This window comes from Mycolicibacterium llatzerense (assembly GCF_000878195.1).
Lineage (GTDB): Bacteria > Actinomycetota > Actinomycetes > Mycobacteriales > Mycobacteriaceae > Mycobacterium > Mycobacterium llatzerense.
In genome coordinates, this window is record NZ_JXST01000012.1 from 126249 (window position 1) to 142422 (window position 16174).

Annotated in this window: 13 protein-coding genes and 2 pseudogenes; 7 read left to right on the forward strand and 8 right to left on the reverse strand. The window is 65.5% G+C overall.

Annotation, left to right across the window (positions count from 1 at the left end):
* Positions 1-189: 189 nt before the first annotated feature.
* Positions 190-513, reverse strand: a complete 324-nt coding sequence (locus tag TL10_RS10795) for a DUF488 domain-containing protein (protein WP_043391072.1) — start codon at positions 511-513, stop codon at positions 190-192.
* Positions 510-1625 carry a TDT family transporter gene (locus tag TL10_RS10800; protein ID WP_043391070.1) on the reverse strand — a complete coding sequence of 372 codons (1116 nt, stop codon included), beginning with the start codon at positions 1623-1625 and terminating at the stop codon, positions 510-512. The genes TL10_RS10795 and TL10_RS10800 overlap by 4 nt, the downstream gene beginning before the upstream one ends.
* A 46-nt stretch (positions 1626-1671) precedes the next feature.
* On the opposite strand from TL10_RS10800, the gene TL10_RS10805 reads away from it, so the two are divergent.
* Entirely contained in the window at positions 1672-2589 is a 918-nt protein-coding gene (locus TL10_RS10805; protein ID WP_043391069.1) for a TIGR03564 family F420-dependent LLM class oxidoreductase, read from the forward strand.
* Positions 2590-2650: 61 nt separating this feature from the next.
* Positions 2651-3361, forward strand: coding sequence for a VIT1/CCC1 transporter family protein (locus TL10_RS10810; RefSeq protein ID WP_043391067.1), 711 nt, complete (start codon positions 2651-2653; stop codon positions 3359-3361).
* 64 nt (positions 3362-3425) lie between these two features.
* On the opposite strand, the gene phaZ is transcribed toward TL10_RS10810, so the two are convergent.
* Genes phaZ through TL10_RS10825 form a run of 3 tightly spaced genes read right to left on the reverse strand, consistent with a single transcriptional unit; the run spans position 3426 to position 7430 of the window.
* Positions 3426-4244 carry a poly(3-hydroxyalkanoate) depolymerase gene (gene phaZ, locus TL10_RS10815; RefSeq protein WP_043985641.1) on the reverse strand — a complete coding sequence of 273 codons (819 nt, stop codon included), beginning with the start codon at positions 4242-4244 and terminating at the stop codon, positions 3426-3428.
* Entirely contained in the window at positions 4241-5926 is a 1686-nt protein-coding gene (locus TL10_RS10820) for a PHA/PHB synthase family protein (RefSeq protein ID WP_043985642.1), read from the reverse strand. Before TL10_RS10820 ends, phaZ begins: the two co-directional genes overlap by 4 nt.
* 1 nt (position 5927) lies before the next feature.
* Entirely contained in the window at positions 5928-7430 is a 1503-nt protein-coding gene (locus tag TL10_RS10825; RefSeq protein ID WP_043985643.1) for a long-chain-fatty-acid--CoA ligase, read from the reverse strand.
* A gap of 108 nt (positions 7431-7538) precedes the next feature.
* Between TL10_RS10825 and TL10_RS10830 the strand changes: the two genes are divergently transcribed.
* Positions 7539-8717 (forward strand): PucR family transcriptional regulator, encoded by a 1179-nt coding sequence (locus TL10_RS10830; RefSeq protein ID WP_043985644.1) that lies wholly within the window; start codon positions 7539-7541, stop codon positions 8715-8717.
* Positions 8718-8834: 117 nt separating this feature from the next.
* Here the strand turns inward: TL10_RS10830 and TL10_RS10835 are convergent, their stop codons facing one another.
* The gene (locus TL10_RS10835; RefSeq protein WP_043985645.1) at positions 8835-10670 is read right to left on the reverse strand and encodes an acyl-CoA dehydrogenase; all 1836 of its coding nucleotides are present in this window, start codon (positions 10668-10670) and stop codon (positions 8835-8837) included.
* Between the two features lie 237 nt (positions 10671-10907).
* Between TL10_RS10835 and TL10_RS10840 the strand changes: the two genes are divergently transcribed.
* Entirely contained in the window at positions 10908-11987 is a 1080-nt protein-coding gene (locus tag TL10_RS10840; RefSeq protein ID WP_043985646.1) for an NAD(P)H-dependent amine dehydrogenase family protein, read from the forward strand.
* A gap of 5 nt (positions 11988-11992) precedes the next feature.
* On the opposite strand, the gene TL10_RS10845 is transcribed toward TL10_RS10840, so the two are convergent.
* A complete protein-coding gene (locus TL10_RS10845; RefSeq protein ID WP_043985647.1) occupies positions 11993-12505 on the reverse strand; it encodes an arsenate reductase/protein-tyrosine-phosphatase family protein in 513 nt (170 codons plus the stop codon).
* A gap of 76 nt (positions 12506-12581) precedes the next feature.
* Between TL10_RS10845 and rfbA the strand changes: the two genes are divergently transcribed.
* From rfbA to TL10_RS31685, 3 genes and pseudogenes are all read left to right on the forward strand, one after another.
* Positions 12582-13487, forward strand: a complete 906-nt coding sequence (rfbA, locus tag TL10_RS10850) for a glucose-1-phosphate thymidylyltransferase RfbA (RefSeq protein WP_043985648.1) — start codon at positions 12582-12584, stop codon at positions 13485-13487.
* Between the two features lie 69 nt (positions 13488-13556).
* On the forward strand, positions 13557-14678 hold the full coding sequence (locus TL10_RS10855; RefSeq protein ID WP_082067917.1) for an acyltransferase family protein: 1122 nt from the start codon (positions 13557-13559) through the stop codon (positions 14676-14678).
* Between the two features lie 750 nt (positions 14679-15428).
* Positions 15429-15797, forward strand: a pseudogene (locus TL10_RS31685) (DUF1972 domain-containing protein); the annotation flags it as partial.
* A gap of 249 nt (positions 15798-16046) precedes the next feature.
* Here the strand turns inward: TL10_RS31685 and TL10_RS30615 are convergent.
* A pseudogene (locus TL10_RS30615) lies at positions 16047-16174 on the reverse strand (IS5 family transposase); the annotation flags it as partial.

A 16174-nucleotide genomic window follows, 5' to 3' on the forward strand; every position in this document is an offset into this window, starting at 1 on the left:
AAACACGGGGCACTCTCGTGTTCGGGGTCGGGTCAGCCCGCGGAGGTTGGTATGCGCTCCGCGGGGTCCTCTGTCGAATGCGCAGCTTTTGGTGCCCAGACTCGAGATCTGGCGCGCAAAGCTGCACATTCGGCATAGCACCGCGGATCGGGTAGGCGACCTGTGCCGCCCACCCCAACCCCCAAACGTTCAGAGCAACGCCGCCAACACCGGCACGTGGCTGATGGCGACGTCCTTGGCCGAGGTGGTCAGCGTCACCGGGCCCATTGCCCGGAGCTTGGCCAACTCGTCCGAGTCGGCCAGCTCCTCCCGATAGCGGGCCGCGAAGTCGTCGTACTGATCCAGATGCGCGTGGTACCACTTGCGCAGCTCATTCGACGGCGCGACGTGCGGCATCCAGGTGCCGACCCGCGGGTCTTCCTTGTGAATTCCCCTGGGCCACAACCGGTCCACGGTCACCCGGGGCGGCTGGGCCGGATCAATCGGGTCGTACACCCGAGCAGTGTCGATCACTTCGGGTCCTTGTGGATGGCGGCCGGAGCAGGCGGCGGGGTGAACAGGCTGCCTCCGACGCTGCCACGCAGTGTCCGCACCGCGACCAGCCCCCAGGTGCACAGCAGGAAGGCGTACGCCAGGACCGCGGCGACCCGGAACGCCGGCAGACCGGTATGCGCGGCCAGCTGCGACGTGCCGGTGACGAACGTGCCGACGGGGAACGTCAGGCTCCACCAGGTCAGTGCGAAGGGCATACCGCGCCGCATGGTCCGCACCGTCAGGGCGCTGGCCAGGCTGATCCACAGCACCGCGAAACCCCACACCGGAACGCCGAACAGCACCGCGAAGATTTTCATGCCCGACGCCAGCTCCGGGCTGACGGCCAAGGCCGCCGCCGTTCCCAGCAGTCCCGCGGCGGTGATGCCCTGCCCCAGCGGACCCAGCACGATCCACAACGTCGGGACCCGCGCCGACCCCGAGGTGCCGTAGTGCGCCAGCCGGCTCCAGATCATCGTGATGATGATCAGGGCCGCGACCAGCGACAGCCCGAACATCGCGAAGCAGCCGTAGAACATTGTGGTGCGGGCCGTGCCCGGTGGCAGATGCTGCAGCAGCAGGGCGCCGGACGCCGCCGACACCATCGGGGGCACGACGGGCATCAGCCAGCCACCGAACGCGGCGTCCGGCCCGACTTCCAGCTGCGTGAACATCAGGAACGGGATGGTCATCGCGGTGAACAGCCCGCCGACGGTGCCCGCGGTCCACAGCACCCAGTCGAGATCGACGGCCAGGCGCGTGCCGATCAGGTCTTTCCCGAGCAGCAGCGCGCCGAGGCCGACCGTCATCAGTGCCATCGGTGCCGCGCCGTAGAAGTGCGTCATCTGTGGGTTGCGGACCTGACCGCGCGCCACCTTGGGGTGGCGCACCCACTGCACCGACACCGCGACGATCAGCAGCACCAGCAGGGCGGTGGCGATCACCCACACGCCTTCGGCGAAGCCCCGCAGCCCCGGCAGGTGCACCGGCAGGGACGCCGCCGCGGTGGCGACGATGCCCGTGCCCATCACCGACGCGAACCAGTTGGGTCCGAAATATTGCAGCCGGGCGGTCTCTGGTGCATCGATGCTCATGGTTCGATACTCACAGGTGACGTAACCCGGACTCAAGGAGCATCCCGTGCAGATCAGCATTTTCGGTTCGTTGAGTGGTTTCAAATCTCCCGTCGACGACACCGTCGCGTACCTGAATCAGCTGCGGGACGAAGGTTTTAGCCGGGCCTGGTTCGCCCAGATGCCTTATGAGCCAGACCTTCTCACGGCGCTGACGGTCGGGCTGCGCGAGGTCGACGGCATCGAGGTCGGCACCGGCGTGCTGCCCATCCAGAATCAGCATCCGATGCTGCTGGCGCAGCGCGCGCTGACCATCAGTCAGATGTCGGGCGGACGGCTGCTGCTCGGGCTCGGGATGACGCACCAGGCCGTCACCGAAGGCATGTGGGGCATCCCGTGGGACAAGCCGGTGCGCCGGCTCAACGAATACCTCGACGGACTGCTGCCGCTGCTGAACGGCGAGAAGGCCGGCGCCACCGGCGAGACCGTCACCACCCGTGGTGCGCTGATCATCCCCGGGGCGCCGACGCCGCCGGTGTACATCGCCGCGCTCGGGCCGAAGCTGCTGCAGATCGCCGGACGGCGTTCGGCGGGCACCGTCACCTGGATGACGGGGCCGAAAACCCTTGCCGGGCATGTCGGTCCGACCTTGCGCCAGGCGGCCGCGGACGCCGGCCGCGCTGATGCGGTCCGCGTGGTCGCCGCCATCCCGGTGTCCGTGACCGACGATGTCGACGGCGCCCGCAAACAGGCCGCCGAGCAGTTCGCAATCTACGGGCACCTGCCGTCGTACCGGGCAATGCTCGACCGCGAGGGCTATGCGGGTCCGGAGGACATCGCGATCATCGGCGACGAGCAGACGGTGCGCGATCGGCTCGCCGAACTCGAGGCCGCCGGTGTCGATGAATATGTCGGCGTGACCTTCGATCCGTCTGCCGAGGGCCGGGCCCGCACCCGCGCGGTGCTCAAAAAACTGGAATCCTGAGCAGGTTTGGCAAGCCTTCATTGGCTGGCGAATCGGCGCGAGCCCGGATAGCGTTGCAGGAATGGCGATCTCGTCCCATGATGCCGAGCCCCATGAGGGCTCGGTTGCGTCGAAACTGAACTGGTTGCGTGCCGGCGTGCTCGGCGCCAATGACGGCATCGTGTCGACCGCCGGCATCGTCGTCGGCGTCGCGGCCGCAACGGCGGAGCGCGGGCCGATATTCACCGCCGGTATGGCCGGGTTGGTGGCCGGCGCGGTGTCGATGGCGTTGGGCGAGTACGTGTCCGTGAGTTCCCAGCGTGACACTGAACGGGCCCTGCTGGCCAAGGAGAAGCGCGAGCTCAAGGAAGACCCCGCGGCTGAACTCGATGAACTGGCCGGCCTGTTGGAAGGCCGGGGCCTGTCGGTGTCGACGGCTCGCACCGCGGCTGAGGAACTCACCGATCACAACGCGTTCGCGGCGCACGCGGTCGTCGAATTGGGTATCACCCCGGGGGAATTGTCGAACCCGTGGGCGGCGGCATTCTCGTCCGCGGTGGCGTTCACCGTCGGGGCGTTGTTGCCGTTGATCGCGATCCTGCTGCCCCCGACGGCGCTCCGCGTGCCGGTGACCATGTTCGCGGTGCTCCTGGCATTGGGGATCACCGGGGTGGTGTCAGCTCGGCTCGGCGGGGCTCCGGTCGGAAAAGCCGTGGCGCGCAACGTGATAGGTGGGGCCCTGGCGCTGGGCGCCACCTATGCCGTCGGCCACCTGGTCGGTACGTTCGTCTGACGCCGAGTGGCCACCTTTTGCACGGATTCTCGTGAAACGCGTGCGATAAGTGGCCAGCCGGCGGTTAGGGGCGTGCCCCGGGCTCGCTGAGGAACGCGGCGATCACCGGCGCCAACTCGGTGGCGTTGGTGATGAGATCGACGTGCCCGCCGGAATGCAGATGCAGCTGCGAGTGCGGCATCAGAAAATTCATGATCCGCGCGTTGGCCACGGGGATGATCGGGTCGTCGGTGCCGGCCACGATCAGGGTTTCCTGACGGACCGCGGGCAGCGCGTGGATGCTCGTCCACACCGCGCCGGCCAACAACTGGTGCAGGTAACCGATCTTTGAACCGGCATGCAGCTGCTGCAGGAACAGCTTGGCGATGTCGTCGCCACGCTGGCGAACGGTGCCGCCATAGAGTTCCCCGGCGATCGAGGCCGCATAGCCGGCATTCGAGAACCGTTTCGGCGTAACCATTTTCGCCAGGACCCGCGGGTGTCCGGGGATCATCACGGCGCCGGTTCCGGTCGCGATCAACACCAGCCGTCGGCAGCGCCTCGGGTTCTGGAACGCGAACTGCTGGGCCAGCGCCCCGCCCCAGGACAGGCCGAGGATGTCGACGACCGTGAACCCCAGCTTGTTGAGCATGCGGCCCAGCACCCAGGCCAGGTAAGGAAAGCCATAGGGCGCGAACGACGTTGGTGACCCTCCGGTCCCGGGCACATCGAACCGGATCACCGTGGTGCCCGGCAGGTGTTCGACGAAGGGGTCGAGTACCTCGAGGCTGGCGCCGATGCCGTTGCACAGCACCAGTGGGACCGCGTTGGGGTCAGTGCCTCGGTCGACCCGGACCCGCAGCCGCTGGCCCCCGACCGACACATACCGCTCCGTGGTGGTCATTTCTGCAGCACGTACGTGCCGGGCGCCGGACCGGTGGCGACGAAGCCCTCGGCGCCCAGCGTCGTCGGTGCGTCGACGTCGTCGCCGCTGCGCTCGGCCAGCCACGCGACGTAGTCGGGCCACCAAGAGTCACTGGACTTTTCGGCTTCGGTCAGCCATTCCTCGGGCGTTCCGTCCTGCACCTGGGCAATCCGGTACGACGCCTTCGGGTTGCCCGGTGGGTTGACCAGCGCCGCGATGTGGCCGCTGGTGGACAGCACGTAGCGGTTGTCCTTGCTGCCCAACAACTTCGCGCTGCGGTAGGTCGCCTGCCATGGTGAGATGTGGTCGGCGATGCCGCCGATGACGTACGCGTCGCAGGTGATCCTCGACAGGTCGACGGGCGTGCCGAGCATGCTGATCGTGCCCGGGGTGACCAGCGAGTTGTTCATGCCCATCAACACCATGTCGCGGTGCAGCGCGGCCGCCATGCGGGTGGTGTCGGCGTTCCAGAACAGCACGTCGAATGCTGCCGGGCTGCGGCCCTGCACGTAGTTGTTCACCCAGTACCGCCACACCAGATCGGTCGGACGCAGCCAGGCGAACATCTCGGCCATGGCCTTGCCGTCCAGGTAACCCTTGCGAGCCGACGTGGCGATCGCAGCCTGAGCGGCGCGGTCACTCATTGCGGCAGAAGCGAATCCGGCCCGATCCTGATCCAGCACCGTCACCGCGAGGGTGAGGCTCGCGACCTTGTCGTCGTCGCCGGTCTCGGCCAGATGGGCCGCGGTCATGGCGGTGATGATGCCGCCGGAGCAGCTCGCCATCAGGTGGGTGCCGGCCGCGCCGGTGATGGTCCGCACCGCGTCGATGGCCTCGATGATCGCCGCGCCGTAGGCATTGATGTCCCAATCCTTGTGCCGGGCTTGTGGATTGCGCCACGATATCGCGAACACCTGCTGCCCCTGCTGCACGAAGTACTCGATCATGCTGCGTCCGGGCGCGATGTCCATGATGTAGTACTTGTTGATCACCGGTGGCACCATCAGCAGTGGCACGGTGTGCACCGTCGGGGTCTGAGGTGCGTACTGGATGAGCTCGAACATGCGGGTCTGCAGCACCACCGCACCTTTGGTGACGGCTACGGTCTCGCCGACGGTGTAGGCGTCCGGCTCGACCATGGCCGGCACCCGCGGTGACGACATGATGTCGCGGGCAAAAGCTTTCAGACCACGGACGGCGCTGAGTCCGCCGGTGTCGATCATCGCCTTCCAGCCCAGCGGGCTGATCAACGGGTTGTTGGTGGGCGCCAGGCCCTCGATGGCATTGTCGAAGACGAACCGCATCCGCGCTTCGTCGCGCCAGTCCAGGTCGGCGTCGGAGAACAGCTTCTCGGCAGTGTCTGATGCGGCCAGGTAACTCTGCATGATGCGGTGCAGCACCGGATTCTGTTGCCACGCAGGGTCACTGAATCGCTTGTCGGCACGCTGCGGGGACCGGTCGCAGTCGCCGCTGGCGATGCTGCCGAGCTCACGTGCCAGTTCCTTGCCGCGGTCGAGCACGGTGCCGGGCTGCTTGGCCAGGCTGACGGCCATCCGGGCCCAGGCCTGATCGGGCAGCATCCGGCGCGCGAACGGCTTGGTGGCGCTGGTCAGCAGCAGGTCCAGTGGTGCGGCCAGTTCATCGGGGTGCAGGGTTGCCATCTCAGTTGTCGCTTTCCGTTGTCGGGATGGTGATTTCGCGACGGAGGAGCTTCCCGGTCGGGCCCTTGGGCAGGTCGTCGAGGAACCAGATGCGTCGCGGGTACTTGTAGGCGGCCACCTGGTTCTTGACGAACTCGCGGAGTTCGTCGGCAGCGACCTCGACGCCGGGCTTGAGGCTGACGGCGGCGCCGACTTCCTCGCCGAGCGAGTCGTGCGGGATGCCCACCACAGCCGCCTCGGCGACCGCCGGGTGGGTGTAGAGCACCTCTTCGATCTCGCGCGGGTAGACGTTGAAACCGCCGCGGATGATGAGCGCCTTCTTGCGGTCGACGATGTAGTAGTAGCCGTCCTCGTCGGTTCGGGCGATGTCACCGGTGGCGAACCAGCCGTCGGCGTTGATCGCTTCGGCCGTGGCGTCGGGCAGGTTCCAGTAGCCCTTCATCACGTTGTGGCCGCGGATCTGGATTTCGCCGGGTTCGCCCTGCACCACCTCGGCGCCGTCGTTATCGACCACGCGCATCTCGACGCCCTCGACGGGCGTGCCGATCGAGCCGGGCTTGCGGGGGCGGTCCGGGTGGTTGAACGCCGCCACCGGCGAGGTCTCGGACAGGCCGTAGCCCTCCAGCACCGGGCAGTCGAAGGTCTTCTCGAAGTCCTGCAGCACCTGGACCGGAATCGCCGCGCCGCCCGAGACGGCGATCCGCAACGTGTCCGTCGAAGCCGAGCCGGCGGCCGCGAGCAGCGCCGAGTACATCGTTGGCACGCCTTCGAAGATCGTCACGCCGTCCCGCTCGACCAGCTGCAGGGCCTTGACCGCATCGAAGCGGGGCAGCAGGCTCAGGGTCGCCCCGGCCAGCACCGCCGAGTTCAGGCCGCACGTCAGGCCGAACACGTGGAACAGCGGCAGGCAGCCCATCACCACGTCGTCGGGCCCGATGCCCAGCAGCGTCCGCACGCACACGTCGGCGTTGCGGCCGAGGCCACCGTGGGTGAGCTCGGCGCCCTTGGGCTTGCCCGTCGTGCCGGAGGTGTGCAGGACGACGGCGGTGTCGTCGTCGGCGCGCTCGACCGGCGCGGCTTGTGCGGGCAGGTCCGCGATCAGCGCCGCCAACCCGGCGTCGTCGACCACCCAGCAGCCCGCGCCCGCTGCCTCGGCACCCGCCTGCGCTTCACCGGCGAAGGCCGGCGGCGCGAACAGCGCCTTGGCCGTCGTATTGGACAGGTAGAACTCGATTTCCGGGGCCTTGAGCAGCGGGTTCATCGGCACCGCGACGGCGCCGGCGTACAGAATCCCGTAGAACGCCGCGGCGAACGCCGGCCCGTTCGGCAGCATGACGCCGACGCGGTCACCGGGCTCGATGCCGGCCTGCTGCAGCAGCGTGGCGACGCGGGCGGCAGCGTTGTCGAACTCGGCGTACGTGTACGTCTGGTCGTCGCAGCGGAGGGCGACGTGGTCGGGACGACGGGTCCGGCTCGCGACGAGGTTCTGGCTCAGGTTGGTCATGCATTCAAGCGTGATTCCGCGCGGCCCCAGAGGCGATGGTGGCGGGAACAACAGTGGCCACCGCTGAATGTGACCGACCACAATCGGCACCTCACCTAAGGTTGGCTGATGGCCGGGGTCGACGAGGACATGCTGGAACTCAGCCGGATCATGCTCATCCGGGTGGAAGCTCTCGGTGAGCAACTGGCCGACCGCATCTATAGCCGGATCGACGGCTACCGGGCGACGCCGTCAGCCCGCGACAATGTGCGCGAAAGTTGTGTCGCCAACATGACTTTCGTGTTCCACACGCTCTGTAATGACGGCGAGGCGGACCTGTCGCCGGCGGAAGCGACCGGCCGGCAGCGGGCCGTCGAGGGCATTCCGCTGGCGGCGGTGATGACGGCCTACCGCATCGGTTTCCGGTACATGTGGGAGAGCAGCGTCGCCGCCGCGCGGGAGGCGGGCATTCCGACCGAGTCCATCTTGGAGGCCAGCGCGCGCATCTTCCTCAGCCAGGACGAGTTCACTCAAGCGATGACCGGCGCCTACCGGGAACAGCTCACCAGCCAGATCGTGGACCGGGAAGAGGAGCGTTCGGCTCTGGTGGAGGCGGTGCTGCTCGGCCGCATCACCGACAACCAAAGCCTGTGGGAGGCAGCCGATCTGCTGGGCCTGCCGACAGCGGGCCCGTATGTGGTTGCGGCAGCAGAGATTCCGGCGATCGGCAAGCTGGGGTTGCCCGAGATCACGAGCAAGCTCGCGGCCCGCGACATCCGGTCCGCCTGGCGCCTGCTGCCCGACCTGCAGGTCGGTGTCGTGCACCTGCGGCAGGACGCCACGTACGGCGTGCTGGTCGAGGTGCTGCGCAAGATCGCGACGGCGCGGGTCGGCTTGAGTCCGGCGTTCACGAGTCTGGCGGCGACCGGCGAGGGCCTGCGGCTGGCCCGGCTGGCAGTGACGGGCAAGCCGGGGCGCGACGGTTGGGTGAGTGCGTTCGACGACGCCCCGCTGGCGTTCGCCGCCGTCAGCGCGCCAGAAGTGATGAACCGCATCGAAGAATCGGTCTTGGGCGGGCTCCGCGAGCTGCCGGCCGAGGAGCGGGCCGTCCTCTCCCAGACGTTTCAGGCCTGGCTGGACGCGGGCGGTTCGGCCAACGAGGCCGCCGCCGCAATCTTCTGCCACCCCAACACCATTCGGCACCGGCTGCACCGCATCGAGGAGCGGACGGGACGGTCCCTGTCCCGTCCCCGCGACGTCGCCGAGCTGTGCCTGGCCTTCGAGATCAGCCAGCGCCTCCCCGATTAGCTCGAGCTGACTCTGCGCCCACGCACAGCGCCACTTGCACAAATGCGCCCTCAGCGCGGAGTCAACGCAAAAGAAAACGGCCCCCGCCGAAGCGGGGGCCGTTCACTTTGACACGGATCAGAAGGACGCTTCGTCCAGCTCCATGGTCTCGTTGTCGATGGACTCGACGACGGTGCGGACGCTGGTGAGCAGCGGCAGCATGTTCTTGGCGAAGAACGATGCGGACGCGATCTTGCCCTCGTAGAACGCGCGGTCCTCGCCGGTGGCGCCGTTGTCCAGCGCCTTGATGGCGACAGCAGCCTGCTTGAGCAGCAGCCAGCCGATGACCAGGTCGCCGACCGAGAGCAGGAAGCGGACCGAGCCCAGACCAACCTTGTAGATGGCCTTCGGGTCTTCCTGAGCGGCCATCAGGTAGCCGGTCAGGGTGGCGGCCATGCCCTGGACGTCGCCCAGGGCGGTGGCCAGCAGCTCGCGCTCGGCCTTCAGGCGGCCGTTGCCGTCCTGGTTCTTGATCAGCGACTCGATCTCGCCGGCGACGAACGCCAGGGCCTGGCCCTTGTCGCGGATGATCTTGCGGAAGAAGAAGTCCTGCGCCTGGATGGCGGTGGTGCCTTCGTACAGCGAGTCGATCTTGGCGTCACGGATGTACTGCTCGACCGGGTAGTCCTGCAGGAAGCCGGAACCACCGAAGGTCTGCAGCGACTCGGTCAGCTTCTCGTAGGCCCGCTCCGAACCAACGCCCTTGACGATCGGGAGCATCAGGTCGTTGACCTTGAAGGCCAGCTCGCCGTCCACACCGTGGACGGCCTTGGCGACCTCGGGGTCCTGGAACGACGCGGTGTACAGGTACACGGCGCGCAGGCCCTCGGCGTAGGACTTCTGGGTCAGCAGCGCCCGGCGAACGTCCGGGTGGTGCATGATCGAGACGCGCGGGGCCGTCTTGTCCATCATCTGGGTCAGGTCGGCGCCCTGGATGCGGGTCTTGGCGTACTCGAGAGCGTTCAGGTAGCCGGTCGACAGGGTCGCGATGGCCTTGGTGCCGACCATCATGCGGGCCTGCTCGATGACGTCGAACATCTGCGCGATGCCGTTGTGCACCTCACCGACGAGCCAACCGACGGCGGGGGTGCCGTGCTGGCCGAGCGTCAGCTCACAGGTGGCCGAAACCTTCAGACCCATCTTGTGCTCGACGTTGGTGACGAAGGCACCGTTGCGCTCGCCGGGCTCACCGGTCTCGGGGTCGAAGTGGAACTTCGGCACGAAGAACAGCGACAGACCCTTGGTGCCCGGTCCGGCGCCCTCGGGGCGGGCCAGCACCAGGTGCATGATGTTTTCGAACAGGTCGTCCGAGTCGGCCGAGGTGATGAATCGCTTCACACCGTCGATGTGCCAGGTGCCGTCGGCCTGCTGGGTGGCCTTGGTGCGGCCGGCGCCAACGTCAGAGCCGGCGTCGGGCTCGGTCAGCACCATGGTGGCGCCCCAGCCGCGCTCGGCAGCGAGGACGGCCCACTTCTTCTGCTCGTCGGTGCCGTTGTTGTAGAAGATTTCGCACATGCCCGAGCCCATGGCGTACATGTAGGCGGCCGGGTTGGCGCCGAGGACGTGCTCGATGAGCGCCCACTGCAGTGCGCGGGGCATCGGCATGCCGCCGAGCTCTTCCTTCAGACCGACCTTGTCCCAGCCGCCGTCGAGCAGTGCGCGCATCGACTTCTTGAAGGGCGCGGGCAGGGTGACGGTGTGGGTCGCGGGGTCGAAGACCGGCGGGTTGCGGTCGCCGTCGGCGAACGAATCGGCGATCGGGCCTTCTGCGAGGCGCGCGATCTCGTTGAGCATTTCCCCGGCGGTGTCGGCATCCAGGTCGGCGAACTTGCCGTCACCCATCGCCTTGTCTACGCCGAAGACCTCGAACAGGTTGAACACCTGGTCACGGACGTTGCTCTTGTAGTGGCCCACGATTTCTCCTCGATGAGATGGAACTGTCGGTTGGGTACTCAGGGCTAAGTTACCCACCAGTAACTGCGCCTAACTATACCGCCGGGTAACTTCTTCGCAAAGCACTTGTGGGCAATTTGTGAGCAAGGACCAACCCAGTAGTTGATAGGAGCCCCATCCCGACCGTCAAAAACACCGCGACCTGCGTTTTTCGGAGTGTGTGAGGATCGTCACTCGGGGGTGAAGTACGGTGCACAAATGCGTCGAATTGTGGTGTGGGGAACAGGAAATATGGGGGCCACGGCGATCCGATCGGCGGTGGCGTTCCCTGGGCTCGAGCTGGCGTCGGTCATCACATCGAGCGAGGAAAAGGCCGGTCGCGACGCGGCGACGTTCGCCAACCTGGACACCCTGACCGGCAAGGTCGCCACCACCGACATCGACGCGGCCCTGGCTGACTGCGATGCGGTGGCCTATATGTCTTCCGGAGATATCCGCCCGGAGGAGGCCATCGCCGAGATCGAGCGCTGTCTGCGGGCCGGCAAGCATGTCGTGACGCCGTCGCTGTACTCCCTATATGACCCGGCCTCGGCGCCGGCTGAGTGGGTTGAGCGACTCTCCGACGCCGCCGAGGCGGGCAACGCCTCATTACTGGTGTCGGGGGTCGATCCCGGGTGGGGCAACGACGCGCTCGCCGTGACGGCAGCCGGCTTGTGTACCCGGATCAAGACCATCAGGTGCCAGGAGATCTTCGACTACTCGACCTACAACCAGCCCGAAGCGGTGCGGGTGCGCTGCGGTTTCGGTGGCTCGATGGATGAGACGCCGCTGATGCTGATCCCGACCATTCCGACCATGGTGTGGGGCGGCAACGTCCGGCTCATCGGCCGCGGGCTCGGCATCGAGATCGACGACATCACCGAGACCTGTGAGCGGCTGCCGCTGACCGAGGCCGTCGAGAACGTCATGGGCCGATTCGAGGCCGGCACCCAGGGCGCCTTCCGGCTGGAGGTCATCGGGTGGTCGCGGGGTGTGCAGCGCGTGATCATCGAACACATCACCCGCATCGACCCGTCCTGCGCGCCGGATTGGCCGCAGCCCGACGAGGGCGTGGGCGACCACCGGGTGATCATCGACGGCGATCCGCAGCTGACCATCGTGGTGCGCGCCGACGTTCCTGGCGGTACCCGGGCCGACGGCGGCAACACCACCGCGGCCAACCGGCTGCTCGGCGCGATCGAGTGGCTCGCCACCCAGAAGCCGGGCATCTACGACGGGCTGGATGTGCCGCTGCACGCGCCGCTGCAGGCCGAGGTCGAAGCGACCCGCTGGGCCTGACCGGTCTAGGGGCGCAGGGTGAGGACGGGCGGCAACAGCGCGGCGATCTGCTCGCCGACCGCCTCGAAGGCGGCGAGGTCCTGGCCGATCGGATCAGCGATTTCCACCGGTTGATGTTCGGGCAGGTGGAGGCGTAGCGGCGCGAGGTCGGCCACCGTGTGCGCGCCGTACGTCGCAGCCAACAGGGAGGCTTCGCCGAGTGTGAAGGTCTTTCGAAACTGACGCGGCGCGAGTTCGAGTACGGCAGTGCGCTGTGCCGCGGTCATCGTCAGAACAAGGTCCGCATCGGCGGCGATTCGCGGAGTCAGTTGCCGCGCAGCGAAGTTGGTGGGGTCGCCACCGAGTGCGATCAGGACCTCGGCGGCGAGTCGATGGACCGGATGTCCGATCACGGCGTGGATTCCTGCGCTGGACGCTGTGAAGTCGGGGATCCCCGTCTGCGCGGCGATTCCCGCTGAAAGTCGTTCTGCGGTGGGCGATCTGCAGATGTTGCCGGTGCAGACGAAGAGGATGCGCAAGCAGACCTCCTAGACAGCTCTAACGCAAACGTCAATAACCCATATATGCGCCATCTGCGCGTGCCACGATAGGCCCGTGAAGGGCATCATCCTAGCGGGCGGGTCGGGCACCAGGCTGCACCCGATCACCCTGGGCGTGTCCAAGCAGTTGATTCCGGTTTACGACAAGCCGATGGTCTATTACCCGCTGTCGACGCTGCTCTTGGCGCGGATTCAGGACATTCTCGTCATCACGACGCCCTTCGATGCGCCGAGCTTTGAACGCCTGTTGGGGGACGGGTCGCAGTTCGGAGCATCGATCACCTATGCGCAACAGCCTTCGCCAGATGGGCTGGCGCAGGCGTTCTCCATCGGCGCAGATTTCATCGGGTCCGGGAAAGTCGCCCTGATACTGGGCGACAATCTGTTGTACGGCCCAGGTCTGGGCACGCAACTGCAGACCTTCAACGACGTCGACGGCGGGGCAATTTTCGCCTATCGGGTGGCCGAGCCCAGTCAATATGGCGTCATCGAATTCGACGAAGCGGGCCTAGCGGTATCGCTGGAAGAAAAGCCCAAGATCGCCAAGAGTAATTTCGCAGTCCCCGGCCTGTATTTCTATGACAACGATGTCGTCGAGGTTGCGCGCAATCTGCAGCCGAGCCAGCGGGGCGAGTACGAGATCACCGATGTCAACCGTCGGTACCTGGAGCAGGGCCGGCTGCACGTTCAGGTGCTGCCTCGCGGCACAGTCTGGCTCGACACCGGCACGGTCGACAGCATGACCGACGCAGCCGACTTCGTCCGCACCATGGAGCGGCGCAGTGGGTTGAAAATTGGTGTTCCAGAAGAGGTTGCGTGGCGACAGGGATTTCTCACCGATGACGAGCTCCGGGAGTGCGCCGAGTGTCAGGTGAAGTCCGGCTACGGCTGGTACCTGCTCGACCTGTTGGACCGGGAATCGAGCCGGCCGCGTTCCGCGGTGAGTGCCTTAGGGCGTTGATCGGAGGCCCGAGGGTGTCGACGTGCGTACGCCTCTTTCGCTGATCCCTCGCCATTGGCGGAGGGGCGAATGACATTGCTTCCTGAATGGCTTCGTTACGATCCAAGCCGTTATCCACTCGGCTACAACCCCGGACTTGACGGCCTGCGGGGGACGGCCACGCTTTGCGTTCTGGCGGCCCACCTCGATATCAGTTGGTGCCCAGGCGCATTCCTGTACATGGACATGTTCTTTGTGATGAGCGCGTATCTGATCACTTCGTTGCTGCTGAAGCGGTGGACAAAGACGGGAAGCGTCGGATTCCGCACCTTTTACCTTCGGCGCGTCTTTCGACTCTTTCCCGCGAACTACGCGATGATCTGCGCCTTTGCCGTTGTCGCGTACCTGATTCTCTACGACTTCCGCGGCCAACTAACCCAGGCCGCGGTCGCGGCTACCTACATATCTAACTGGACCAGGGCCTTCGAGGTTCCGATGCCCGAGTACCTCGGTCACACGTGGTCGCTGGCGGTGGAAGAGCAGTTCTATCTGCTGTGGCCTGTCGTCCTCACGCTGTTGCTGAAGGCCATCGGGCTTCGGATGCGTCTCGTCGCAGTCATAATGCTGCTGGCACTCGGATTCGCAAGCTGGCGTAGTTGGCTCACCTTCCACGGCGCATCCGAAGCTCGCCTGTTCAACGGAACCGATATGCGCGGCGACGCGCTGCTGATCGGCTGCGCGTTGGGAGTCGCGATGGCAATTCCCGGGGTACGTCAAAGCACTGCGCTTCAGCGCGTCGCGAAGTTGTTGGCAGCACCGTCCCTCGTGGCATTGATCTTCGGGGGATTCACGATGGATCAACATAATCGGGCCATGTATGGCGGTATTACATTATTTTTCACCTTGGCTTCGACATGTTTGATAACCGCATTGGTACTCCCGGAGCAGACGATTCCCCATTTCGTATTTCGGTGTCAGCCATTTGTCTTCTTTGGTCGCATCTGCTACGGGCTCTATATTTGGCATTACCCGATATACATGATTCTTCGGTTTCGCTTGGGTATCGTTGAACCGGTTCCGCTCGGCATAATTGGGGTCCCTCTGACATTTGTCGCCGCGATTCTGTCCTGGCGGTTCATCGAGAGCCCGTTCCTGAAGGCGAAGGACAGCATTCCAATCGACGGCCCTCAACGCCCCGCACGCCAGCACTGATTCCAGGCGAGCCGTCCGCCTTTCACGCACGACAGGGACCCCACTCGGCCTGTTGAGGCGCGCATGTCCGACCCATTGATGTGCGCGGCGGCGGGGACTGCGGATTCCAGGGCCGGCGTCCGACCACAGGGGACGTAGAGGTGGCGATGCTTCCACGCCGGGCTATCGACCGCGTCAGCGGTGGTTTTCACTCCTACCTCGCGTTGGCGGCCTGGGATGGACCCCCATCGTTGTCAGATCAATGACACGCATCGAGACGTTGCTGGCAAGAGGAACGGGCAGCTCAAGGCTTGACCCGGTGGAGCGTGGCGAGTCGCCCGACGTAGATGGTCGCAACGCGGGTGCAAACCTGTGACCAGCAGTTATTTGACGTGTAGGTAATTTAGGCGGCCTTGCTGTGGTGACGGCTGTGGTGGTCGTGATTCCGGCATGCCCATTTCCCGCTAGTTGCTATTCGGCGAAATGATAAATCGGGCTAACAATGTGCAATATCAGCATATTGACGTTTTAGCAAAAAACTTCGCAAAAGAGCTTCCTGAGGCTCCGTTGCGGTCGTAGCATCTCTCTCGTAGCGGGCCCCTGTGTGAGTTCCATGAGTAGTGCATTAGAGACCCGTTTAGCGGTGCTAGGTATTCGGTCTGGATCGGGGGCCTGATGTCTTCAGTAGCAATAATCGGAACGCGTGGATACCCCAGTTATTACGGGGGATTTGAGACGGCCGTCCGAAAACTTGCGCCTGATTTAGCAGATATGGGATGGGAAGTCACGGTCTATGGCCGGCGCGGCACCACAAAACCAGACGACCCTTCCTTGGATCCGCGCATCAAGCGGAGGATCAGCTGGGGCGTGGAGACCCAGAAACTGAGTACGCTGTCGCACGGCCTGACGGCTGCGTTGGACGCTGCGGTTCGCAAGCCGGACGTCGCATTGATCATGAATTGTGCAAACGGGTACTTTCTTCCGATCTTGCGGGCACGCGGAATCCCGACGCTGGTGAATGTCGACGGGCTCGAATGGGAACGCGACAAATGGAGCCCCCTGGCCAAGCGCGTCTTTCGACAAGCTGCCGAATGTACCGCGCAGTGGGCGGACGGACTCGTTTTCGACGCACGACGGATCGCTAGGTACTGGAAAGAGACCTTTGATGCCGACGGGACGTTCATTCCCTACGGCGGTGACATCACGCCTGAGCTACCGGTTCCAGAGGGGCTGACACATCGTGGATACGTTTTGGTAGTAACGCGATTCGTGCCCGAGAACACCGTCTCGCAATTCTTCGAAGCAGTGCCGGCTATCGCAGAGCAGTACCCCGTGGTGATCGTCGGGAGTTCCGGATACGGCGGTGAGTTGGACGAGACCGCCCGCCGACTAGGGCGTGTCTCCCAATTTGAGAGTTCCCACGCGGGAGTGGATGACGGCGCAGGCCAACAAGACACCGCCGAGGTAGGTCAGGGCATATTTGTCGTAGCGGGTCGCAACACCGCGCCACTGCTTGA